Origin of the sequence: Phenylobacterium sp. (genome assembly GCF_965284355.1) — a bacterium.
Lineage (GTDB): Bacteria > Pseudomonadota > Alphaproteobacteria > Caulobacterales > Caulobacteraceae > Phenylobacterium.
The window spans coordinates 3,014,484-3,036,178 of record NZ_OZ260078.1; the positions used below are offsets into that span (position 1 = coordinate 3,014,484).

The 21,695-nt window shown below is 68.8% G+C and carries 26 protein-coding genes; 10 read left to right on the forward strand and 16 right to left on the reverse strand.

Features of this window, described 5'->3' with window-relative positions:
• Positions 1-83: 83 nt before the first annotated feature.
• A protein-coding gene (locus tag ACQ66R_RS14720; protein WP_430419033.1) for an IS630 family transposase occupies positions 84-1,026 on the forward strand; the annotation gives its coding sequence in 2 pieces (ribosomal slippage) (positions 84-419 and positions 421-1,026; 942 coding nt in all).
• A 12-nt stretch (positions 1,027-1,038) separates the two neighbouring features.
• Here ACQ66R_RS14720 and ACQ66R_RS14725 read toward each other — a convergent pair.
• The 5 genes from ACQ66R_RS14725 to ACQ66R_RS14745 form a co-directional block, all read right to left on the reverse strand.
• A complete protein-coding gene (locus tag ACQ66R_RS14725) occupies positions 1,039-2,229 on the reverse strand; it encodes an acyl-CoA dehydrogenase (protein ID WP_430423194.1) in 1,191 nt (396 codons plus the stop codon).
• A gap of 60 nt (positions 2,230-2,289) precedes the next feature.
• Positions 2,290-3,114, reverse strand: a complete 825-nt coding sequence (locus ACQ66R_RS14730; RefSeq protein WP_430423196.1) for an enoyl-CoA hydratase/isomerase family protein — start codon at positions 3,112-3,114, stop codon at positions 2,290-2,292.
• A gap of 60 nt (positions 3,115-3,174) precedes the next feature.
• Complete coding sequence (locus ACQ66R_RS14735) at positions 3,175-3,858, reverse strand: Fe2+-dependent dioxygenase (protein ID WP_430423198.1); 684 nt, start codon at positions 3,856-3,858, stop codon at positions 3,175-3,177.
• A gap of 84 nt (positions 3,859-3,942) precedes the next feature.
• Entirely contained in the window at positions 3,943-6,321 is a 2,379-nt protein-coding gene (locus ACQ66R_RS14740; RefSeq protein ID WP_430423200.1) for a TonB-dependent receptor, read from the reverse strand.
• A gap of 113 nt (positions 6,322-6,434) precedes the next feature.
• Positions 6,435-7,571, reverse strand: a complete 1,137-nt coding sequence (locus tag ACQ66R_RS14745) for a PepSY-associated TM helix domain-containing protein (protein ID WP_430423202.1) — start codon at positions 7,569-7,571, stop codon at positions 6,435-6,437.
• A 97-nt stretch (positions 7,572-7,668) separates the two neighbouring features.
• On the opposite strand from ACQ66R_RS14745, the gene ACQ66R_RS14750 reads away from it, so the two are divergent.
• On the forward strand, positions 7,669-7,911 hold the full coding sequence (locus ACQ66R_RS14750; RefSeq protein WP_430423204.1) for a hypothetical protein: 243 nt from the start codon (positions 7,669-7,671) through the stop codon (positions 7,909-7,911).
• Positions 7,912-7,953: 42 nt separating this feature from the next.
• Here ACQ66R_RS14750 and cysQ read toward each other — a convergent pair whose 3' ends face one another.
• Both cysQ and ACQ66R_RS14760 read right to left on the reverse strand, forming a co-directional pair.
• Entirely contained in the window at positions 7,954-8,730 is a 777-nt protein-coding gene (gene cysQ / locus ACQ66R_RS14755; protein WP_430423206.1) for a 3'(2'),5'-bisphosphate nucleotidase CysQ, read from the reverse strand.
• 1 nt (position 8,731) lies between these two features.
• The gene (locus tag ACQ66R_RS14760) at positions 8,732-8,923 is read right to left on the reverse strand and encodes a DUF3553 domain-containing protein (protein ID WP_430423208.1); all 192 of its coding nucleotides are present in this window, start codon (positions 8,921-8,923) and stop codon (positions 8,732-8,734) included.
• Between the two features lie 88 nt (positions 8,924-9,011).
• Here ACQ66R_RS14760 and chpT point away from each other — a divergent pair, with 88 nt between their 5' ends.
• The 4 genes from chpT to ACQ66R_RS14780 all read left to right on the forward strand — a co-directional run bounded on the left by chpT (position 9,012) and on the right by ACQ66R_RS14780 (position 13,077).
• The gene (chpT, locus tag ACQ66R_RS14765) at positions 9,012-9,677 is read left to right on the forward strand and encodes a histidine phosphotransferase ChpT (RefSeq protein ID WP_430423210.1); all 666 of its coding nucleotides are present in this window, start codon (positions 9,012-9,014) and stop codon (positions 9,675-9,677) included.
• Positions 9,678-9,739: 62 nt separating this feature from the next.
• Positions 9,740-11,812: a prolyl oligopeptidase family serine peptidase gene (locus ACQ66R_RS14770; protein WP_430423212.1), complete on the forward strand. Its 2,073-nt coding sequence runs from the start codon at positions 9,740-9,742 to the stop codon at positions 11,810-11,812.
• A gap of 105 nt (positions 11,813-11,917) precedes the next feature.
• Entirely contained in the window at positions 11,918-12,286 is a 369-nt protein-coding gene (locus tag ACQ66R_RS14775) for a response regulator (protein WP_430423214.1), read from the forward strand.
• Entirely contained in the window at positions 12,283-13,077 is a 795-nt protein-coding gene (locus ACQ66R_RS14780; RefSeq protein WP_430423216.1) for a CheR family methyltransferase, read from the forward strand. Before ACQ66R_RS14775 ends, ACQ66R_RS14780 begins: the two co-directional genes overlap by 4 nt.
• A 51-nt stretch (positions 13,078-13,128) precedes the next feature.
• On the opposite strand, the gene ACQ66R_RS14785 is transcribed toward ACQ66R_RS14780, so the two are convergent.
• The 4 genes from ACQ66R_RS14785 to ACQ66R_RS14800 all read right to left on the reverse strand — a co-directional run bounded on the left by ACQ66R_RS14785 (position 13,129) and on the right by ACQ66R_RS14800 (position 15,992).
• Positions 13,129-13,266, reverse strand: coding sequence for an entericidin A/B family lipoprotein (locus ACQ66R_RS14785; RefSeq protein WP_293364157.1), 138 nt, complete (start codon positions 13,264-13,266; stop codon positions 13,129-13,131).
• Positions 13,267-13,308: 42 nt separating this feature from the next.
• Entirely contained in the window at positions 13,309-15,018 is a 1,710-nt protein-coding gene (locus ACQ66R_RS14790; RefSeq protein ID WP_430423218.1) for a sensor histidine kinase, read from the reverse strand.
• Positions 15,019-15,135: 117 nt separating this feature from the next.
• The gene (locus ACQ66R_RS14795) at positions 15,136-15,744 is read right to left on the reverse strand and encodes a sigma-70 family RNA polymerase sigma factor (protein ID WP_430423220.1); all 609 of its coding nucleotides are present in this window, start codon (positions 15,742-15,744) and stop codon (positions 15,136-15,138) included.
• Positions 15,744-15,992 carry a NepR family anti-sigma factor gene (locus tag ACQ66R_RS14800; protein ID WP_430423222.1) on the reverse strand — a complete coding sequence of 83 codons (249 nt, stop codon included), beginning with the start codon at positions 15,990-15,992 and terminating at the stop codon, positions 15,744-15,746. Before ACQ66R_RS14800 ends, ACQ66R_RS14795 begins: the two co-directional genes overlap by 1 nt.
• Positions 15,993-16,163: 171 nt before the next feature.
• On the opposite strand from ACQ66R_RS14800, the gene ACQ66R_RS14805 reads away from it, so the two are divergent.
• Complete coding sequence (locus ACQ66R_RS14805; protein WP_430423224.1) at positions 16,164-16,961, forward strand: response regulator; 798 nt, start codon at positions 16,164-16,166, stop codon at positions 16,959-16,961.
• 75 nt (positions 16,962-17,036) lie between these two features.
• Here the strand turns inward: ACQ66R_RS14805 and ACQ66R_RS14810 are convergent, their stop codons facing one another.
• The 3 genes from ACQ66R_RS14810 to ACQ66R_RS14820 form a co-directional block, all read right to left on the reverse strand.
• Complete coding sequence (locus ACQ66R_RS14810) at positions 17,037-17,291, reverse strand: hypothetical protein (protein WP_430423226.1); 255 nt, start codon at positions 17,289-17,291, stop codon at positions 17,037-17,039.
• 529 nt (positions 17,292-17,820) lie between these two features.
• Positions 17,821-18,267: an OmpA family protein gene (locus ACQ66R_RS14815; RefSeq protein ID WP_430423228.1), complete on the reverse strand. Its 447-nt coding sequence runs from the start codon at positions 18,265-18,267 to the stop codon at positions 17,821-17,823.
• A gap of 71 nt (positions 18,268-18,338) precedes the next feature.
• Entirely contained in the window at positions 18,339-18,680 is a 342-nt protein-coding gene (locus ACQ66R_RS14820) for a YMGG-like glycine zipper-containing protein (RefSeq protein ID WP_293364165.1), read from the reverse strand.
• 142 nt (positions 18,681-18,822) lie between these two features.
• Between ACQ66R_RS14820 and ACQ66R_RS14825 the strand changes: the two genes are divergently transcribed.
• Genes ACQ66R_RS14825 through ACQ66R_RS14835 form a run of 3 tightly spaced genes read left to right on the forward strand, consistent with a single transcriptional unit; the run spans position 18,823 to position 20,829 of the window.
• Positions 18,823-19,146, forward strand: coding sequence for a hypothetical protein (locus ACQ66R_RS14825; RefSeq protein ID WP_430423230.1), 324 nt, complete (start codon positions 18,823-18,825; stop codon positions 19,144-19,146).
• 13 nt (positions 19,147-19,159) lie between these two features.
• Entirely contained in the window at positions 19,160-20,035 is an 876-nt protein-coding gene (locus ACQ66R_RS14830) for a diacylglycerol/lipid kinase family protein (protein WP_430423232.1), read from the forward strand.
• Positions 20,035-20,829: a metallophosphoesterase family protein gene (locus ACQ66R_RS14835; RefSeq protein WP_430423234.1), complete on the forward strand. Its 795-nt coding sequence runs from the start codon at positions 20,035-20,037 to the stop codon at positions 20,827-20,829. The genes ACQ66R_RS14830 and ACQ66R_RS14835 overlap by 1 nt, the downstream gene beginning before the upstream one ends.
• 15 nt (positions 20,830-20,844) lie before the next feature.
• Here ACQ66R_RS14835 and ACQ66R_RS14840 read toward each other — a convergent pair whose 3' ends face one another.
• Complete coding sequence (locus tag ACQ66R_RS14840) at positions 20,845-21,246, reverse strand: hypothetical protein (protein WP_430423236.1); 402 nt, start codon at positions 21,244-21,246, stop codon at positions 20,845-20,847.
• A gap of 8 nt (positions 21,247-21,254) precedes the next feature.
• Entirely contained in the window at positions 21,255-21,560 is a 306-nt protein-coding gene (locus tag ACQ66R_RS14845; RefSeq protein ID WP_293364170.1) for a DUF883 family protein, read from the reverse strand.
• Between the last annotated feature and the right edge of the window lie 135 nt (positions 21,561-21,695).

Genomic DNA, 21,695 nt, shown 5'->3' on the forward strand with positions numbered 1-21,695 from the left:
CGTGACCGCGCTTAGCTGAATCGGGATTCCGGGTTTGGGCGGATCATGATTCAAGATGTGGGCTGGATGGGAGGCCAGCTCGCATGGGTCGACCCTACTCGCTTGATCTGCGGGATCGAGTGGCGCGCTTCGTGGTGGCGGGCGGGACGTGCCGTGAGGCGGCGGAGCGGTTCGGGGTCGGGGTGGCGACGGCGGTGCGCTGGTCGCAGCGTCTGCGGAGCGAAGGCAGCGCCGCAGCGCGGCGGATGGGCGGTCATCGGCCGCTGGTGCTGGCGGGCGAGCGGGACTGGCTGCTGGCGCGGATCGCGGAGCAGCCGGACCTGACGCTCCGGGCGATCCAGGCCGAGCTCGCCGACCGCGGCGTGGTTGTGAGCTACGACGCGGTGTGGCGTTTCTACCTGCGCCAGGGCGTGACCTTCAAAAAAAAGCCTGCACGCCATCGAGCAGGACCGACCGGACGTGGCCAGGAAGCGGGACCGCTGGCGACGCCATCAGGGCCGGCTTGATCCGCGCCGCCTGGTCTTCATCGACGAGACTTGGGCGAAGACCAACATGACCCGCACCCACGGCCGCTGCGCGCGTGGCCAGCGGCTGGTCGGCAAGGTTCCTCACGGCCACTGGAAGACCCTGACCTTCCTGGCCGCACTGCGATGCGATCGGATCGACGCGCCCTTCGTCCTGGATGGGCCGATCAACGGCGAGTGGTTCCGGGCCTACGTCGAACAGGTCCTCGTCCCGACGCTCGCCCCCGGCGATGTGGTGATCATGGACAACCTCGGCAGCCACAAGGGCAAGGCCGTCCGCCAGGCCATCCGGCGCGCCGGCGCGCACCTGATTTTCCTGCCGCCCTACAGCCCCGACCTGAACCCCATCGAACAGGTCTTCGCCAAGCTGAAGACCCTCCTGCGCAAAGCCGCCGAGCGCACCGTCGAAGCCACCTGGCGACGCATCGGCCTCCTCCTCGACCACTTCTCAGCCGCCGAGTGCGCCAACTACCTCGTCAACTCCGGATACGCTCCATGCTGAAGCGGTCACGCTCTAGAACGCGCTCTCGCCCGTGATCGCCCGGCCCAGGATCAGCGCGTGCACGTCGTGGGCGCCTTCATAGGTGTTCACGGTCTCAAGGTTCGAGGCGTGGCGCATCACGTGGTACTCGCCGGAAATCCCGTTGCCGCCGTGCATGTCGCGCGCGACCCGGGCGATATCCAGCGCCTTGCCGCAGTTGTTGCGCTTCAGCATCGAGATGGCCTCGGGCACCCACGCGCCTTCATCGATCAGCCGGCCCAACGCCAGCGCGCCTTCGAAGCCCAACGCGATCTCGGTGGACATGTCGGCCAGCTTCTTCTGCACCAGCTGGCGCGAGGCCAGCGTGCGGCCGAACAGGCTGCGGCTCGACACATAGTCGCGGCTGGCGTGCAGGCAGAACTCGGCCGCGCCCATGGCGCCCCAGGCGATGCCGTAGCGCGCCTTGTTGAGGCACGAGAACGGACCGCGCAGCCCCTCGACGCCCGGCAGCATGGCGTCTTCCGGCACGTGCACGTCGGTCAGCGAGATCTCGCCGGTCACCGAGGCGCGCAGGCTGAGCTTATTCAGGATCTTCGGCGTCTCGAAGCCTTTCGTTCCCCGCTCGACCAGGAAGCCGCGGATCTTGCCGTCCAGCTTGGCCCAAACCAGCGCCACGTCGCTCACCGGCGAGTTCGTGATCCACATCTTGGCGCCGTTCAGGACGTAGCCGTCCGAGACCTTCTTCGCGACCGTGCGCATCGAGGCCGGGTCCGAGCCGCCGTCGGGCTCGGTCAGGCCGAAGCAACCGATGATGCGGCCGGCGGCCATGCCGGGCAGGTACTTGCGCTTCTGCTCTTCCGAGCCGAACGCGTAGATCGGGTACATGACCAGCGAGGACTGCACGCTCATGGCCGAGCGATAGCCGCTGTCAATCGCCTCGATCTCGCGGGCGATCAGCCCGTAGGCCACGTGGTTCACCCCGGCGCAGCCGTACTCCTCCGGCAGCGTCGGGCCCAGGAAGCCCAGCTCGCCCATCTCGGTCATGATCTCGCGATCGAACCGCTCCTCAGCATAGGCCGAGACCACGCGGGGCAACAGCTTCTCGCGGGCGTACTGCCGCGCGGCGTCCCACACCATGCGCTCCTCCTCCGAGAGGCGCGAAGACATGTCGAGGGGGTCGTCCCAGCGGTAGGTCTTCTGGGGCGCGCCAGCGTCGAGCGGCATGGGAAACTCCTTCAAGTTCAGTCGCAGGCGAGAATGGGCGCCGCGGGGCATACCGGGTTTTCAGGACCCCGTGTAGACGCCTTTGCGTTTCTCGCGGAAGGCGGCCTGGGATTCCTGCACGTCGTTGCGGGCCCGGCGGGAGAACTCCAGGCCCAGGGTCTCGTAGCGCAGGGCGTCGTCGAGGCCGGCGTCCTGGTTGTGCTGCAGCACCCGCTTGGACATGCGCAGCGCCAGCGGCGGCCATCCGGCCATCTCCTCGGCATAGGCCACCGCCGCGTCGACCAGCGTATCGGCGGCCACCACGCGATTGAGCAGGCCCAGGCGCAGCGCCTCGTCGGCGCTCACCGCGCGGCTGGTGAAGATCATGTCGGCCGCCGCGGCATAGCCCACCACCCGCGGCAGGAAGAACGACAGTCCGCTGTCGGGGGACAGGTTTCGCTCGATGAAGACGCTCTTGAACCGGGCGTGCTCGGAGCCGATCCGCACGTCGCAGGCCAGGGCGGTCGACAGGCCCGCGCCGGCCGCCACGCCGTTGATGGCGCCGATGACCGGCTTGTCGAAATGAGCCCACATCGACGCCCAGCGACCGACCCAGCCCATGCCGTCGATGCGCTCGTTCTGGTTCTTCCGCACGATGCCGCCCTCGGCCATCACGGCGGCGCCCGCCTGCAGATCGGCGCCCGAGCAGAAGCCCCGGCCCGCGCCCGTCAGCACCAGGCAGCGCAGGTCATCGTCGGCATGGGCCGCCTCCAGCACGCCCGCCACCTCGTCGCGCATGGCCTGCGACAGCGCATTCAGCCGGTCGGGCTTGTTGAGCGTCAGCACGCCCACCTGGCCTCGCCGCTCCCAAAGGATGTGCTCCAACACCTGCGTCCCTTCGGCCATGAGCGTCTTCCCTTGATCTCTTTGGGCGAACACTCGCGCCGATCCGCGTTCATGGAAAGCTCAGAGCTCGGCCCACATCCGCAGCAGGTTGTGATAGCCGCCCGTCAGGCTGACGATGGCGGGGGCGTCCTGGCCGGCGCCGCGGGCCAGGGTCTGGATCGCGAGGTCCATATCGAAGAGCAGCGCGCGCCGAGCGTCGTCGCGGATCAGGCTCTGAATCCAGAAGAAGCTGGCGACCCGTTCGCCGGCCGTGACGGCCTGGACCCGATGCAGGCTCGAGGCCGGATAGAGGATCAGGTCGCCCGCCGGCAGCTTCACCTCATGGACCCCATACGTGTCTTCGACCACCAGCTCGCCGCCCTCGTATTCGGACGGATCGCAGAGGAAGAGCGTCGCCGACAGGTCGGTGCGGATGCGGACGTTCTGATGCCGCTGGAAGCGCAGAGCGTTGTCGATGTGATCGCCGAAGCCGTGGCCTGGGCCATAGCGATTGAACAGAGGCGGATAGACGGTGTGCGGCAGCGCCGCCGACATGAACAGGGGGTTGCGCGTCAGCGCCTCGCGGATCGCCGCGCCCGCCTGGACGGCAGCTTCCGAGTTCTCGGGCAGCTGGCGGTTGAACTTCGCCAAGGCGGACTGCGCGCCCGAGGTTGCGTTTCCGTCCTCCCACGGCGCGGCGTCGATCTGGGCGCGCAACTCGGCCACCTGGGCGGCCGTCAGTACGCCGGGAACATGGAGCATCATGGGCGGGACCCTAGAATGAATTGCGCCCCGCCTGCGAGCAGCTGCGGCGGGGCGCGACTATCCGGAACTGACGAATGGGGGAGTTCAGAACCGGTAGTTGGCGGTGAGCGTCGCGTTTCGGCGATCGCCCGGGGTGGCCCAGCCGGCGGCGTTGGTGCGCGCACGGCTGTAGTAGACCTTGTCGAAGATGTTGTTGACGTTCAGCCGCAGCTCGAGGTTCTCGACCGGGCTCCAGGCCACCGTCGCGCGGTGGACCCAGTAGTCGTCGGCGCGGGCGCGCGGGATCGTCGTGCGTTGCGGCGGCGTCGAACCCGTGATCGCCGCGTGCTGGGTGACATAGTACCTGCCCTGGTAGGTGACCCCGTATCCGACCTGGATCTCGTGGGGCAGGTCGTAGGTCGTGAAGACGCTGAAGGCGTGGTCGGGCACGCCCAGCAGGTCATCACCCTTGGTGAAGTCCTGGCCCAGCGCGGAAAGGAACTGTGAAGAGCCGCGCAGCACCTTGCTGTCCAGGTACGAGTAGTTCGCGAAGATCGCCCATGCCTCCGTGATGGAACCCGAGGCGCCGAGGGCGACGCCGTCGACGCGCGCGCTGCCGTCCAACGTCATGACGCCTGTGGGTTGGGCCGGATCGCCCGAGGCCACGCGATAGTTGGTGCGGTCGTTGCGGAAGATCGCGGCGGTCAGCGACAGGCGGCCGGCGACATCCCACTTGGCGCCCACCTCGAAGCTCTCGGCCTTCTCGGGGTCGAGGTTGCAGGTGAAGGCCGTGCAGGTGCCAGAGACCGCCGCCTGGGAAGGTGTCTCGGCGTTTCCGTACGCTGCATAGAAGCTGGCGTTGGGGACCGGCTTGTAGACCACGCCGATCCGCCAGGTGAGCAGATCGTCCGAGTTGCGGAACGTCGGGCCGGGCGTGATGACGCCCAGGCTCGGGCCCGGCGTGATGTTGTAGGCGTCCGTCCGGTTCGCGGCCTTGTTGTGCTCCCAACGGATCCCGCCGTTGAGCGACCACTGCTCGTTGATGACGATGTTGTCGAAGACGTAGATCGCCTGGTTGCTGCGCGAGCCGTCCTGGGCGCTGGTCTGGATGTAGTTGACCGGGCCCGCGTAGACGTTGTTGGGGTCGGCGATGCTCATGGGCGCCAGGGTGACGACGGCGCCGGTGGCCGTGCGCAGCACCTCGCCGGTGTCGAGGTGATAGTCCTCCTCGAACGCGGCCACGCCCACCACCACGGTGTGTTGCAGGCCGCCCAACTCGCCGTCCCAGGTCAGGTCGATCTGGCTGTGCAGCAGCTTGTTGTTGGCGTCGCGTGAGCGACCGCGCGGCCCGCTGGGCTGATAGAAACCCGGAGCCGGGTCAGTGGCCAGGCATGGCGAGAAGCCGGTGGTGTTGGTCGCGGTCGTCGACTGGCTCCAGGCCGCCGCCTTCTGGCCGTTGGCGAGGCAGTAGACGCCCTGCGGGGCGTCGACGATCGTGAGCGCATCCACCTTCTGGTAGCGGGTCAGCGCCCGGAGCTTCAGGCCGTCGCCGAAGTCATGATCCAGGATACCCGTCAGGATATCGACGTCCTGATCCGCCGCGTCGATGTTCGAATAGCCGTAGTAGCGCTTGGGTGAGACACCGGGCAGGGGGCGACCGTTGTAGAAGGGCACGCCGTACTGCGGGGTGTTGCGATCCTCCTGGTGGACGTACATCGCCGTGAACTGGGTCGGGCCGTTCATGCCGATGACCAGCGAGGGCGCGATTCCCCAGCGCTTGAACGTCTCGACGTCCCGGCCGGGCGCGTCGTTGCGGTGGACCATGGCGTTCAGGCGGACGGCGACGCTGTCGTTGATCTTGTGGTTCGCGTCGATCGTGCCGCGCCAGTAGTCCTCGGTCCCCACGCCCGCGCTGACTGTGGTCGCGTTGCGGGCGGTGGGGCGCTTGGAAACGATGTTGATCGTGCCGCCGACCGAGCCCGCGCCCGAATAGACGCCGTTGGCCCCGTTGGTGATCTCGATCTGCTCGATGTTGAACGGGTCCGAGCGGCTGTACTGGGCGCCGTCGCGGACGTTGTCGAGCGTGACGTCGTTGGTCGCGGTGTAGCCGCGCAGATTGATCGAGTCGCCGAAACCGCCGCCGCCTTCGCCCGCACCGAAGGTGATGCCCGGGACGGTCGAGAGGATGTCCCGCAGCGACAGCAGATTCTGGGCCTTGATCGTCCCCTGCGAGATGACGGTGACCGTCTGAGGGTTGTTGAGCGCGTCGGCCGTGACCTTCGGATTGTTCTGCTTGGTCAGCCGTCCCTCGACCTCGATGCCGGAGACGGTTCCGGCCTGGTCGGCCTCGGCGGTGGCCAAGGCGGCGTCCACCGCCGCGTCGGCAGCTTGCGCCGCGCCTCCGATCGACAGGCCGGCCAGGCCCGCCGCCGCGCAGGTGAGTGCGCGCTTCTTCCGCGACGCGACGCCGTTAATCACTTTCACTAGGTCCCCCGGGGCTTTCCCGATTGTTGCAACTAAGAATGCGAGTCGTTCTTAGTCCTGCAACACAGTCGTCGCAATGAGAATCATTCGCAACAAAACCCCAATCTGTCGGTTCAGGCTGGGCCGTGCTGGATCGCACGCTTGCGGGCGCGGCGGCGCAGCCACATCACCACGCCGCTGACGCCCAGGAGTGCCGGCGCCAAGCCGGACACGAAGATTACCGACTGCCAGACGATGCCCATGTCGTTGCCGTCATGCACCTTGCGCATCAGGGGCGAGATCTCGTCGGGCGGTCCTGCCGCGCGCTCGGGGCCGCTTCCACCACGCCCGGCCTTCACCTCGCCGGTGGCGTCGACCACCTGGATCGTCTTGGGGCGTTCCTGGCCGGGGACCTTGAGGCCGACACGCCAGGCCGACTCCTTGCCCTTGGTCGGGACGTTGACCTCGGCGACCGAGGCGTCGGGCGCCTTGGCCTGAGCGGCCGCGACGGCTTGGGCCAGGGTCAGGTTCGTCGTTTCCAGCGGTGGTGCGAAGCGGCCGGGCGCGTTGCGCGGCGGCGGCTGGGGCAGGCCGAATACCGCCCGGCTGGTCTGCGGGAACGAGATGTAGACGCCGGTCAGCGACAGCACCGCCAGGGGAATGCAGACCCAGAAGCCGACCAGGTGGTGCAGGTTGAAGAGGGTCGACGCGCCGCGATTCCAGCGCAGGCCTTTGAGGAAGCCACCGTGCCGGGGCCACCACAGCCAGAGGCCCGTGGCGCAAGAGACGAACATCGCCCAGCCCAGCCAGCCCACGACCTTGCGGCCCACCTCGGGGATCATGAGCGAGCCATGCACCCGATGCAGGATCATGGTCGGCTCCCGGGCCACCTCGGCCGTGTCCAGCACCCTGGCGGTCGGCGGGTCGATCCAGGCGTTCAACGTGCGCGGGCGGCCGCCGGGGCCCGGGTCTCCGGGGATGCGGCCGACCGCCACCACCGGATCGCCGGCGTTCTGCGGCAGGCGCACCTGGGTCAGCCGGGCGCGGTCGCCAAACGCGGCCTGCGCGGCGCGCGCATAGTCATCGACCGGTCGTGAAGCCGATGGCCCGGATGTTGCGTACCTGTGGGCATAGAGGGTGCGATCGATCGGATCGTGCCAGACCAGGAGTGACCCGGTGACGCTCAACGGTATCAGCGCGATCAGCAGCCCCGCGCCGATCCAGAGGTGCACGTCGAGCCAGAGCCGGCGAAGCCTCGTGAGCAGGGTCATGGCAGGGGGTCGCTCCAAGCGCGGCCACGTCGCCGCTCCTCCTGCTAATGCGAACCATTCGCGAAAACAAGCGTCGACCTTGGGGCAACCGGTCTCGGTGACGTCCGTTGACTATCCGGTAACCGGCGCAATCCAGCCTCAGCTCTCGAACATGGACATCCTCAAGCCCTACCTGCTCCTGGCCTGCGTGGCCTTCACGATTGGGTTCGTGGGCTATTGGGCGTTGGGCCGGGCGCTGGCGCCGACCTACGAGACCGTCCAGGACAGCTACAGCGCCCCGCAGGCGCCGATCGCGACCTCGGCTCCCGAGCCGCCGCTGGCCGACGGCAAGCACATCTAGAGCCCCCGAGCCCAGCGACGGAGCATACGCTCAGGAGAGGCCTCAGACCGCCGGGCCGCCTCGCGCCACGAACCAGCCGTTCCGGAATCCGTCCTGTGCCTTGCCGTACACGAACGGCTTCCCTTCGGGCGTCAGCACCGTGCCGCCGGCCGCCTCGAGCACAGCGTGACCGGCGCAGATGTCCCACTCCATCGTGGGTCCATGGCGGGGATAGATGTCGCAGCCGCCCTCGGCGATGCGGCAGAACTTGATCGACGAATCCATCGGCTCGGGCACGTCGAAGCCGTACTCGGCCATCAGCTTCTGCTTGGTCTCGTCCTTCATGGTGTGGCTGATCAGGGCGATGGCGCCGCTCTCGGGCCACGGCCGCACGTGCACCGGAGAGGCCGAACCGCGCTTGGTGCGCTTCAGCGTCCTGCCGCCGCTGGTGAACCAGGTCTCGCCCGTCGGGGGCGCGCAGACCGCGCCGGCGACCGGCCGGCCGTTCTCGACCAGGCCGATGTTGACGGTCCAGTTCGGGTCGCCCCGGACAAACGCCTTGGTGCCGTCCACGGGGTCCACCAGGAAGAAGCGGGGGCCGATGGCGTCTGGCGTGCCGAACTCGCTGGCGTGCTCTTCCGAGATCACCGGAATGTTCGGGAAGTGGCGCGCGAGGTGTTCCAGGATCAGCTTCTCGCCGCGCTGATCGGCGACGGTCACCGGGCTCTCGTCGGCCTTGGTCAGCACTTCCAGGCCCGACTTCCACAGCGGCAGGACCAGCTCGGCGGCGATTTCGCAGATGTCGGCCAGCGTCGCGCCGATGTCGTTGTCGTTGCTCAATTCACCCTCGCGGATCGTCACCCGCGAACACCAAATTCACGACGCTCATGTCGATCGTCTGCTTGCCCGCATTCTCGAAGTTCACGGTGACCTTCCGTCCCGCCACCGACTGCACCTGGCCCAGGCCCCAGTCGATCTCGGTGGGGTGACGCACCAGGACGCCCGGCTCCAGGAACGGATCCCACGACTCCATGGCGCCTCTTTAGAGAGAGGTCCTTGAGGGGGCAAAGCCGTTTCGCGAGCGCAAAGCCGATTCCACTTTGGAGGGATGTGCTCTAGTCATGCCCGGCATGACTGAGACCGTCACGGCCGCGCCCGTCCGTCCCGCCGAGATCGCCGCCTATCTGGCCGCGCGCATGTGTCACGACTTCATCAGCCCCGCGAGTGCGATCTCGTCAGGCCTCGACCTGCTGGACGACCCCTCGGCGCAGGATATGCGCGAAGAGGCGATGGGCCTGATCACGTCGTCGGCGCGCAAGCTGGCCGACCTGCTGTCGTTCTGCCGCGTGGCCTTCGGCGCCTCGGCCTCGGCCGAGACCTTCGATGTGCGCGACCTGGAGAAACTGTCCCGCGGCGTGTTCGAACATATGCGCGCCACGCTCGAGTGGGCCGTCGACGCGCCCGCCGTGAACAAGCCCGCCGCCCGTGCGCTCCTCAACTTGGCCCAGATGGCCGGCGCGGCCTTGCCCACCGGCGGCGTGGCCAAGGTGCGCGCCGTGGACGAGGGTGGCTCGCTCGCCATTGCCATCGAGGCCACCGGCCCCCGCGCCCGCCTGCGGCCCGAGGTGCTCGCCGGCCTGCAAGGCCAGCCGCTGGGCGAAGGCCTGCACGGCCACTGGGTCCAGGCGTACTACACCCACCTCTTCGTCACTGACGCCGGCGGCCGCGTGTTCGCCGACGTGCAGGAAGAGAAAGTCGTCTTCGCCGCGACGATTCCGTCGGCATAGCCCGGCGACATCCGACGCGCGGGAGCGTTTGACGCCCGCCGCCTGACGCCTAAGCTCTGCCGATGTTGCGTCTTCTCAAGTCCGTGGCGGCTGCGGTCGCCAGCCTCGTCCTGATCACTGGCCTCGTCGGGGGCGCCGCCGAGGCGCGGCCGTTCACGGCCCGGGATCTCGCGATGCTGGACCGGGTCAGCGACCCGCAGCTTTCGCCGGACGGCCGCTATCTCGCCTACACGGTCCGCGCCACCGACTGGGCCAACAACCGGGGCCTGGCCACGTTGTGGCTTCTGGACCGCCGCAGCCCGAGCCTGCCGCGCGTCCTGGCGGTCTCTGAGAAGATCGCGAGCTCGCCGCGCTGGTCGGCGGATGGCCGCAGCCTCTACTTTCTTTCGGCGCGAACCGGACTGCAGCAGGTCTGGCGCACCGACCCTGACGGCGCGATCGCGATCCAGGTGACCAACCTGCCGATCCACGTCACTAGCTACCGCTTCTCGCCTGACGGCCGCTCGCTGGTGGTGGCCGCCCATGCCGATCCCAGCTGCGATACGCTGGCCTGCAGCAAACAAAAAGCCGACGCGCGCCGCACCAACCCGGTCTCGGCCCAGGTCTATGACAAGCTGCCGATGTTCATCTGGGACGACTGGCAGGACGCGGAGCGGGCCCAGTTGTTCGCGTTTCGGCTGGACGACGCGGGCGCCGCCTCGGGCGAGCCCGTGCGACTGCTCAAGGGCTTCGACGCCGAGGCGCCCGACAAGCCGTTCGGCGACGACAGCGACTATGCGGTGTCGAACGACCGGGTGTTCTTCTCGGCGCTGGAGCCCGGCGCCTCGTGGGGCGTCTCGGCGCGCTACAAGCTCTACGCCGTCCCGCTGGACGGCGCGTCTGCGCCGGTCGCTCTGGAACCCCGGGACCCGGCCTCCGCCACCAAGCCCACGCTGTCGTCCGACGGCGCCCGCCTGGCCTACCTGCGGCGCAAGGCGGCGCGCGAGGACCAGCGGCCGGAGGTCCTGGTGCGTGACCTGGCCACAGGTGCGCAGGTCGATGTTTCGTCAGGCTTTGACCGCTCGGCCGAGGCGATCCGCTGGAGCGGCGACGGACGCAGGCTTTACGCCACCATGGCCGACACTGGCCGCACCCGCCTGTTCGCCATCGATGTCGCGGCGAGACGCGTCACGCCGCTGACCCGCGACGGCACGGTGACCGCCTTTTCGGCCGCCGCCGATCGCCTGGTGGTCGTCCGCGACAGCCTGGCGGGGCCGGGGCAGCTTTACGAGGTGAGCCGCAACGGCGCCGAGACGCTGCTGGCCCGCCACAACGTCGCCGCGATGCGGGACTTCGAGCTGTCGCGCGCCGAGCAGTTTTCGTTCAAGGGCTGGAACGACGAGACGGTCCACGGCTGGGTGCTGCCGCCGCAAGGCCACCAGCCGGGGCGCAAGTACCCGGTCGCCTTCCTGATCCATGGCGGCCCGCACGGCAGCTTCGGCGACGCCTGGAGCTATCGCTGGAACCCGCAGGTGTGGACCGGCATGGGCTACGCCGTGGTGATGATCGATTTCCATGGATCGAACGGCTACGGCGAGGCCTTCGCCCAATCGATCGTCGGCCACTGGGGCGACCGACCGCTGGAGGACCTGCAGAAGGGCTGGGCCGCGGCGTTGGCGCGCTATTCCTACCTCGACGGCGGCAAGGCCTGCGCCCTGGGCGGCAGCTACGGCGGCTACATGGTGGCCTGGATCGCGGGGGCCTGGAACACGCCCTGGAAGTGCCTAGTGAACCACGACGGCATCGTCGAGACGCGCACCATGGCGCTGACCACCGACATCCCCAGCTTCTCCGAGTACGAGACCGGCGGACGCGTCTGGGAGGTGGGCGAGGCTTACGAGCGCTTCAACCCGCTGAACAAGGTGGCCGACTGGAAGGTCCCCATGCTGGTGGTCCACGGGGGGCGCGACTACCGCGTGCCGCTGTCACAGGGCATCGCGGCGTTCACGGCGGCACAGCGCAAGGGCGTGCCCTCGCGGATGGTCTATTACCCGGACGAGAATCACTGGGTGCTCAAGCCCCAGAACTCGGTGGAATGGTACCGCCAGGTCGAGGCCTGGATGCGCCAGTGGGTGGATGATCCGTCGCCGAAGTGAGGCGTCCACAGGCGGGGTGGAGCAGAAGTTCGCAAACCTTCGTTATGTTGGTCGGGCGTTAACCAACGGGGCGCGAGAGATAGGTCGCAAGTTCCCGGAGCGCCCTTGAAAACCTGCCTCGTCGTTGATGACAGCCGAGTGATCCGCAAGGTCTCGCGCCGCATCCTCGAGGACCTCGGATTCGAGGTCGCCGAGGCGGCGGACGGCGTCGAGGCGATGGCGTGGTGCACGGCGGTCATGCCCGACGTCATCCTGCTGGACTGGCAGATGCCGGTGATGGACGGGCTCCAGTTCGTGAAGCGGTTGCGCAACGAGCCGGGCGGCGATCGGCCCAAGGTCGTGTTCTGCACCGTCGAGAACAGCCTTGAGCGTATCAGCGAGGCGCTGGACGCCGGCGCCGACGAATACATCATGAAGCCGTTCGACGGTTCGATCGTGGCGGGCAAGCTGGAGTATCTGGGGCTCTGCGCATGATCGACGAGGTCGACCGCGAGTTCCTGAGCGCCCTTTGCCTGGCCCGTGCGGGCCTGCGGCTGGACGCCGATAAGTCGTACCTGATCGAAAGCCGTCTGGGGCCGGTGGCGCGGCGCGAGGGCTACATGTCGCCCGAAGCCTTCATCGGGGCGCTTCGCGAGGGGGCGGATGAGCGCCTGTCGTGGGCGGCCGTCGAGGCGATGGCCTTGCCCGAGTCCGAGTTCTTCCGCGACCGCGACGTCTTTCACCACGTGGTCGAGGCTGTACTGCCGGCGCTGGCGACGGCGCGGCGCGACCAGCCGGTCCGCGTCTGGTGCAACGCCTGCGGAACCGGGCAGGAGGTCTATTCCCTGGCCATGCTGCTGGCCGACGCGCCGGGGCTCGCCGGCCAGGTCGAGATCTATGCGTCAGACCTGTCGGCGCGCTGCCTGGAGAAGGCGCAGGCCGGCGTCTACTCGCAGTTCGAGGTCCAGCGTGGCCTGCCGGCCCGGATGCTGGTCCGTCACTTCGAGAAGCGCGGCGAATCCTTCCAGCTGTCGCCCCGCATCCGGCAGATGCTGCGCTGGCGCCGCGTGAACCTGATGGACGACCTCAGCGCCTTCGGCCAGTTCGACCTGGTGCTCTGCCGCAGCCTTCTGGGCCAGCTTGCGCCTGATGCGCTGTCGCACGTCCTGGGCCAGCTGAAGGGGGCGCTGGCGCCCGGCGGTCGGCTCGTGCTGGGGCTCAAGGACCCGACCGGCGACCTAGCCCCGGTGGGCGCCGCGCCCGGCGTGTTCGCGCTCGCCGCCTAAAGAAAAGGCCCCGTCGAAACGGGGCCTCGTCAACCTTGCGGAACGCGAAGGCTACTTCTTGGCGTCTTCCGCCGTGTCGGTGACGGCGGCGCCGGCGGAGGCGACGTCCTTGCCGGCGCCGGAGACGGTGTTGCAGGCCGCGGTCGCCATGCTGGCGGCCAGAACGGCAAACAGGAAAACTTTGCGCATCAGAGAAACTCCCGAGGTTCGATAGGGCCCCGTCGCAACGGCTCAGGCTGCCGCCCGGTTCCCTCGCGGCTCGGGTTCCGCCCGGTCGATCGCCGGGGTCGGGAAGATCAGCTTGGCGGTGACCCCCCCGGCGGCGTTGCGGGTGATCTCGGCGCGGCCGCGCAACTGACGTGCGAAGGCGGTCATCAGCGTGCGACCGACCCCCGAAGAGACCAGGGCGCTCTCCTCGGCCTCGCCATCGTCCGAGATTTCGAGCTCGGCCTCTTCCCCGCGGACACTGAAGTTCAGTTTCAGGGTGCCGCCCCGGCCGGCGAACGCATGCTTCTGCGCGTTGGTGATGGCCTCCACGGCGAACAGGGCCAGGGGCGCGAGCCGGTCGGGGTCGATGACCAGCGGATCCACCTTCAGCTCGGTGCGCACGGACTGGCCATGGGCCAGCTCGCCGTTGATCAGTTGCGCTGTCAGCTCTTCCAGGAACGGCCGCAGATCGACCCGTTTGAGGTCGGGGCCCTGGTAGAGGGCGCGATAGATGAGGGCGAGCGCCGTGATCCGCTGCCGCGTATCGCTCATCGCCGAGCGCGCCGCCGGGTCGGACAGCGCCCGCTGCTGCATGTTCAAGAGGCTGGAGATGACCTGGAGGTTGTTCTTCACCCGGTGGTGGATCTCGCGCATCAGCGCGTCCTTCTGGGCCAGGCTGTCGCGCAGGGAGGCGTCGCGGCCGACGATGGCGTCGGCCATGTCCTCAAGGGTTTCGGCCAGCTCACGAATCTCGGGCGGCATCTGCTCGGCCTGGACCGGACGCACCGACAGTCGTCCGCGGGCGTACAGCGCCGCGATCCGCTGCAGGTAGACGATCCAGCGGATCACCACGCGCTCGGCCATCGCCGTCACCGCGATGAGCGCCAGCACGAACGTCAGAAGCGGGAAGACGATGCCGGTCAGGGGGTTCAGCCGGGCCCAGGACAGAATGCCCGGCGACTGCGCCGAGAGCACGACATAGACCTCGTCGCCGATCACCGGGGCGGCCGAATAGACGCGCCGCCGCTCCTTACCGTCGCGGCCGTACCAGACCAGGGTGCCTCTCGCCTCGACCTTGGCCCGCCAGTCCGCCGGCAGGCTCGGGAAGGCGCCGGGATCGGTGGTGGTGATGTAACGGCCGGCCTTGTCGACCAGGCCGACCTCGGCGCCTTTCGGCAGCGTGGGGTCGCTGACCCGGGGCTGCAGGCTGCTGAGCGAAATCACCGCGGCGAACGCTCCGTCGAAGGCGCCGTCGGGGCCGGTCGCCCGGGCTGCGGTCAGCAGCGTAGGCTCGTTGGCGTAGGCGAGACCCGGCTCGCGGGTGATGGTGAAGTTGCGGCCTCCGGCCAGATCGCTGAACCAGGGTCGCTGCGCCCGCTGCGGATCGCCCGGCACCGTGCCGGCCGCGCAGACCACCCGACCCGCCCGGTCGAAGCGCACGAGGTTCAGGTAGCCTGGGATGCGCGACACCACGTCGCCCAGACGCTGGGCGCACTGATAACCCACGGCGCCCGGCGCCAGCGTCTGCAGCAGGACGTCGGCGCTTTCCATGCGTGCGCGCGCCGTGGCGGCGCTGCGTTCGGCGGCGAAGCCCAGGTTCTGGCGCAGGACCTGACCTTCGCGCTGGAAGCCGATGGCCGACTGCAGCGCGCCCAGGAGCAGCACTGGGAGCAGCGCGACCGCGAGGGCCGCGATCAGGCGCACCCGGATCGTGCTTAGAGAACTCCCGGGCACCGGCCCTCCTAGGCCCGAGCCTTCAGCGATTCTCGTAGAACCGCTGACGGATCAGACGCTTGCGTTACGGTCGATCGACGTGCTGGCGAGAATGATCCATCCGCGCTGAGCAATGGTCTAGCGGATGCTCGCAAGGCGCTCCGCATCGGCCAGGATGGACCTCATGGCGTCGCCCGCCGAGCCGCCGTCTCGCGCATAGTCGCCCGCCTCCAGGATGGCGTGCAGGGCGCGCCGCGCGCGGCTGACACGGCTCTTCACCGTTCCGACCGCACAGTTGCAGATGTCGGCCGCCTCTTCGTAGGCGAAGCCGCCGGCTCCGACGAGGATCAGCGCTTCACGCTGCTCAGGCGGCAGCATCGCCAGCCCCAGTCGCAGCTCGTCCAGGGCCACGGGGGCCTCGGGATCGTCGACGGCGACCAGAGTCCGTTCGGCGGCCTCCTGATCGAGCTGGCTCTGCCGCCAGGACCGCCGCTTCTCGGAGTAGAACTGGTTGCGCAGGATCATGAAGGTCCAGGCCTTCATGTTGGTGCCCATCTGGAAGCTGGCCCGGGCGTCCCAGGCCTTCATCATCGCGTCCTGCGCCAAATCGTCGGCGGCGGTCGCGTCACCGCACAGGGTGCGCGCGAAGGCGCGGAGATGAGGGATGAGCTGGACAAGGTCGCGCTTGAACACGGCGTCGTCGGCGGCGGTGCGCTCCTGACGCGGCTTGATCTCGACGGGTTCCATCAGGACTTCCCCGAGCCACGTTCGTCGGCGCGACGGAGGATCTCGAGAAACTCCGCCGGAACCTCCTCGTTCACCACCTCGTCGAACATCTGACGTAGGCGCACGCCGATCGCCTGCTGACGCAGGCGGGCTTCATCCAGAGCTGCGGAGGCCTTGCGGCGCTCCGGTAACGGACGCTGTTCGATCATTTCATCGGCGCTCCGCTCGCGCGGAGTCCGCCCCCTCTCGTGATCCTCGTCGCCGCTCAACGTGCTCGCCCTGTCCCGGGTTCCATCGATTTGCGGAGGAGGATGATGAAAACTTGGCCTTAAGGGAACCGGTTCCCTGAAAAGACGTTTTCAGGTCATCATGGGGACCTGTGGGGGTGCGATCCGCCCTGCGGGTTTTCAGGTTTGATGAAAAAACGGGAGGGGTCACCCTTGAGTCTTCTAGCCCGACTGGCGCCGCACTTGCCCTATGTGCGCCGATACGCGCGCGCCCTGACTGGCGATCAGTCTACCGGCGATCACTACGTGCGCGTGGCCCTCGAGGCCCTGGCCGCCGGTGAACGGACACTTGCCGACAACCTGACGCCACGCGTCGCGCTCTATCACGTCTTCCACGCCATCTGGTGCACCTCGGGCGCCCAGCTGGAAGGCCCCGCCGACGACGACTATTCGGACGACGCCACCCGTCGCCTGATGCGGATCGCCCCGCGCTCGCGGCAGGCGTTCCTGCTGACGGCCCTGGAAGGCTTTACGCCGACCGAGGCGGCCCAGATCCTGGGATCCGACTTCTCCGAGGTGGAAAAGCTGATCGCCGAGGCTCAGTCTGAGATCGACGCGGAACTGGCGACCGACGTGCTGATCATCGAGGACGAGCCGGTCATCGCCGCCGACATCGAGGCGCTGGTCACCGAACTCGGCCACGCCGTGGTCGATATCGCCGCCACCCGCACCGAAGCGGTGGACGCCGTCGCCCGCAAGACGCCCGGCTTGGTGCTGGCCGACATCCAGCTGGCCGACGGCTCGTCGGGAATCGACGCGGTGAAGGACATTCTCCAGCGCTACGACGTGCCGGTCATCTTCATCACGGCGTTCCCCGAGCGACTGCTCACCGGCGAGCGGCCCGAGCCCACCTTCCTGATCACCAAGCCCTTCCAGCCGGAGACGGTGAAGGCGGCGATCGGCCAGGCGTTGTTCTTCCATCCTCGCAAGTCGGCCAAGCAGGCCGCCTGATCCACACCTACGCCGACAAAGCAGGAGGGCGCCGCTGAAACGCGGCGCCCTTTCTCGTTGTGGCTTTACAGCTGCCTAGGGCGCCTGGCGTGTCACTGACGGCGGCGCCGGCGTGTCGAACGTCTCGGCCTCCACCTTCTTCTCTTGGCGCGTCGGCTCACTGGCGGCCAGATCGGGGGCTCTCCAGCCCCAGGCCGCGAACAGGCCCAGAGCGGCCAGCACGGTGCCGAACACCAGAACCCAGAAGATGTGACGACCCCACCGCCCCTGGCGGGCGCGGGTGGCGTTCAGGGTGGGCGACGGTTGATCGGTGTCTCGCGACAACCTCATGAGCTCTCCTATTCGGATGGGAAATAGCTGAACGGGCTGGTACGCAAGTTCGCGGGGCCGGCGGGCGCGGTGAGGTAGCCCATCAGGCTGCTGACCAGCGCAAAGCCTGCGATGGCGCCCACGACAGCCCACCTTCGTCGTGCAGCGTCGCCGCGGACGCTGGGCCCGCGGACAAGCTTTTGCCCCGTCGTGGAAACGAGGGAACTGCGCATGGCAGGAAGCCCTTTCTCGGCCGGCGCGGAGGCGTCGGCCACGCTGAGTTAACGCGCAGGGCCAAGGCGCCGTTCCTGCCAGTTGGGCGCCCGCGCGGGCTGAGACGCCCTCCGAAAAAATTTGGGCGACGCCCGGAACGCCTGTCAGGGGCGCGTGTTTTATCTCTGCGGAGGCGGCGACGCCCCCCCCGACTTGAGACTGGCGCACATGCCAGTCTGCCGTCTCCGCACCCTTTTCTCGATGATGCACACTCGGCGGGCCGCAATGGCCCGCCGTTTTCTTTGCGGCCGTCGCCGCGCTGATTCCGGCGTGACGCCTACTTGATCTCCGAGAGCTTGATGGTGACGTCCGCCCGCCGGCGCACAGGCGCCCGGCCCGCGGCGGTGACCGAGCCCGCCTGTCCAACGGCAGACATCTCGAACTCAGCGTCAGGCAGGCCGGCTCGCCGAATCGCCGCCGCCACCGAGGCTGCGCGCTTCCTCGACAGTTCGAGATTCGCGGCGGGATCGCCGGCGGCGTCCGCCAGACCCAGCACCCGCACCTCGTCCACCTTGCAGCCCTTCGCCTGCGCGGCGCCGGCCACGATGGCGCGGCGGCCATCGCGGGTGATCTCAGCGTCGTTGGGCTCGAAGTAGACGGGCAGGGTCATGTCCTCGCAGAGCCGGGGCGCGCGCACCACGCTCTCGCGTCGGAGCGCCGTGCTGCAGGCCGAGAGGCCAACCGCCAGCATCACGCCGGCTGCGATCAAGGTCCTGGTGGTCATTAGCCCCTCCAACGAAAAGGGCGGTCGGATCTGGTCCAACCGCCCTTGTTCTACCAATTCAGCGCGCCGCCTCAGCGGGGCGTGCCGTTCTCCCAGTAGTACCGGCCCGCGCCCGGATCGTAGTAGTAATAGCGACCCGCGCGCTCGTCATAATACTGTCTGCGGTTGGGCGAGGACGCGCCGCAGCCGCCGTCTTCGCGACAGCCCTTCACCGAGCCCGCGACCGCGCCGACACCGGCGCCAATGGCCGCGCCCGTGCCTACGCCCACGTCGCCCGAGACTGCGCCGATGGCCGCCCCAGTCAGCGCGCCGAGAGCGGCGCCGCCCACGGCGTTCCGTTCGGTGTTGCCGGTGGTGGTGCAGGCGCTGGCCAGCAGACCGGCGCCCACGATGGCGATGATTGGCTTGAACATGCCGATGGCTCTCCTTTGGGATGTCACCAGTTTCAGGGTCCCTTGCGCCAACCAACGCGCTTGGCTCGGGCCCAGTTCCGATCCGGAACCAAGGGCCCCCCGCACCGTTGCATGGGCGGCACATCATCCGGAGACCTCAGCCGTGACCTCTTTAAGCGACCGCGAGCACGAGAGCAGTGACCTGCGTCAGGCCTACGAGATGGGCCGCCAGGACGCCCGCCGCGCCCGCAAGCGCCACCCGGTCCTGATGACGTTCACGATCATCGCCGCCGCGATCGGCGTTATCGTCCTGGCGCTTGCGGCGGTGAACGGCTCGTTCAGCACCGCGGGCGTGGTGGTCGATCAGAACCTTGCCACAGCGGCCGACCAGGCCGAGCCTGTGGTCCGCGGCGCCGCGACCGGCGCCGGCGACGCCCTGCGCGACGCCACCACCACCGACCGGACCGAAACGCCTGCCGTCAACTAGGGTTAAATCCACCGTGAAAGACCGCCCCCGCCTCGGCAACATCGAGGTGGTGATCAACGTCGCCTCGGGCAGCGTCGGCCCCGCCGCGCCCGACGAGATGGCGCGCCTGCTGGCGGAGTGCGGCGTGAAAGCACAGGTCCACGCCTGCCAGCCCGCAGAGCTCATGGACCAGCTCAAGGCCAGCGTGGACGCTGCGCCAGACCTTCTGATCACGCTGGCCGGTGACGGCACCGTGCGCGCCGCGGCGGAACTGTGCGGTCGCGACGGCCCGGTGATCGCGCCTTTGCCGGGCGGGACCATGAACATGTTGCCCCATGCCGTCTACGGCGTGCGGCCGTGGCCCGAGGCGTTGAAGCTGGCGCTGGAGGCGGGCAGCGTCCGCGACCTGGGCGGGGGCTGCATCGACGGACATCGCTTCCTCTGCGCCGCGATCCTGGGCTCGCCGGCCCGTCTGGCCAAGGTGCGGGAGTCGGCGCGCCAGGGACAGTTCCGCGTGGCCTTCGATCAGCTGCGCAACGCCGTCCAGAAGGCGTTTACCGGACGCCTCCGCTACCAGCTCGACGGCCGGGCGCGCGAGAAGGCCGAGGCCCTGATCCTCATCTGCCCCATCGCCTCGAAGGTGATGGACGCCCAGGAGCCGCAGCTGGAAGCCGCAGCGCTCAATCCCACCGGCGTGGTGGAAGTGCTGCGGCTGGGCCTGAACGCCGTGGTCCGGGACTGGCGTGTCGATCCCGCCGTCGACAGCCAGTTCTGCAAGCGTGTGCGGGTCTGGTCGGCCCGACGCATTCCGGCGCTGCTGGACGGCGAAACCGTGGCGCTGAAGGCCAACACGCTGGTCCGCTACGATCCCAGGATCTGCCGGGTGCTCATGCCGGCCCCGGAGGCTTGATGAAGATTCGGCTGGCGCATCTGTCGGACATCCACTTCGGCGGTGAGAACGTGGCCGCGGTGGCCGCCGCCGCCGATCGCATCCGGGAGGGTGGCTTCGACCTCACCATCGTGTCGGGCGACCTGACCCGCTACGCCGAAAAGCCTGAGTTCGAGTCGGCGAAGGCCTGGCTCGAGGCTCTGCCCGGCCCGCGGCTGGTGACGCCGGGCAATCACGATGCGCCCTATCTCGCCTGGGCCGAACGGATCTTCGCGCCCTTCCGCCGCTACGAGCACTATATCGGTCCGGCGCCGTACCAGGCCTGGCGCGGCCCGGGGGTGGCGGTTCGCGGCATCAATACCGCCCGCGGCGCCCAGCCTCGGCTCAACTGGTCGAAGGGTCAGATCTCGGTGAGCCAGGCCAAGGCCGCGGCCGAATGGTTCGAGCCCGCCGACCATCTGCGGATCGTCGTCGTGCACCACCCCCTGATCGAAATGATCGGCGGGCCCATGACGGCGCGCGTCTGGGGCGGGCCACGCGCGGCAGAGGTGCTGACCGAGGCGCAGGTCGACCTGGTGCTGTCGGGGCACATCCACGCCCCCTTCACCTGGCCCTATCCGCACGGCGACGGCCGCACCTATGCCGTGGGGTGCGGGACCCTGTCGGTGCGCGAGCGGGGCGTGCCGCCCAGCTTCAACGAGGTCGAGGTCGAGGGCGCCTGTATCCGCGTGACCGCCCTCGCCTGGACGGGTTCGCACTACGAGCCCTACCGGACTTGGGCGCTCGATCGGCGGGCCGACCCCGTCACCGCCTGAGCCGCCGGATTCCGGCTATTTTCCAGGCGGCGGAGGCTTGGCGGCGTTGCCGGCGATCATGCCGCTGAGCAGCGCCGAGACCAGGGCCGGGTTGCGGGCCAGTACGAAGGCCGCCACGGCGCCGATGCCCAGGGCCATCATCGGCCGTTCCTTGGCCAGGCCGATCACCTTCTCAACCGGGGTCTCGGGCGGCGGGGCGCCCTTGACCGGCTTGGGAACGACCTTGCGGGTGGCGATCCAGGCGACCAACACGGCGATCAGGGCGAACACCGCCGCCACCACGGCCGCGGCGCCGGCCGGCGTCAGCCACAGGTCGGCCAGCGCATAGACCGCATACGAGGCCGCGACGATGCAGACGGCCACGGCGGCCGCCACCGCGGCGATCGCCGCGGTCAGGTTCAGGACGCGCCCGATCACTTAGACGATCAACGCCGCGAGGCGAGCAGCATGCCGATCAGGACGCCCACGCCCAGCGCCACGCCCGTGGCGGCCAGCGGCCGCGCGCGGATCTGTTCGCTGGCCGCGCGAGCGGCTTCGTCGAGCTGTTCACCGGCGACGTCGGCATAGACGCGGCTCTGGGCGCGCAGCTGCTCCAGGCCCTGCTGGACCGTGGCCTCGATCCGCTTGGCGGCGTCGGCGACAGCCTTCTGCGCGTCGGCAGCGATCTTGGCGGCGGTGTCAGCCGCAGCGACCGCATCCTGGGTCGTCACGGGGCTGGCCTTGGGGGGCATGTGTCGTCTCCGAACGGGTGGCGGTTCCCCAACTTGGGGACCTGGACTGTAAGGCGCTCAACATAGGGCCTTGAACGCGCCGCCGCAAAGAGGCCCGCTAAGGAGAACGAAAGATTGCCCCTCTTGTCGGTCGCA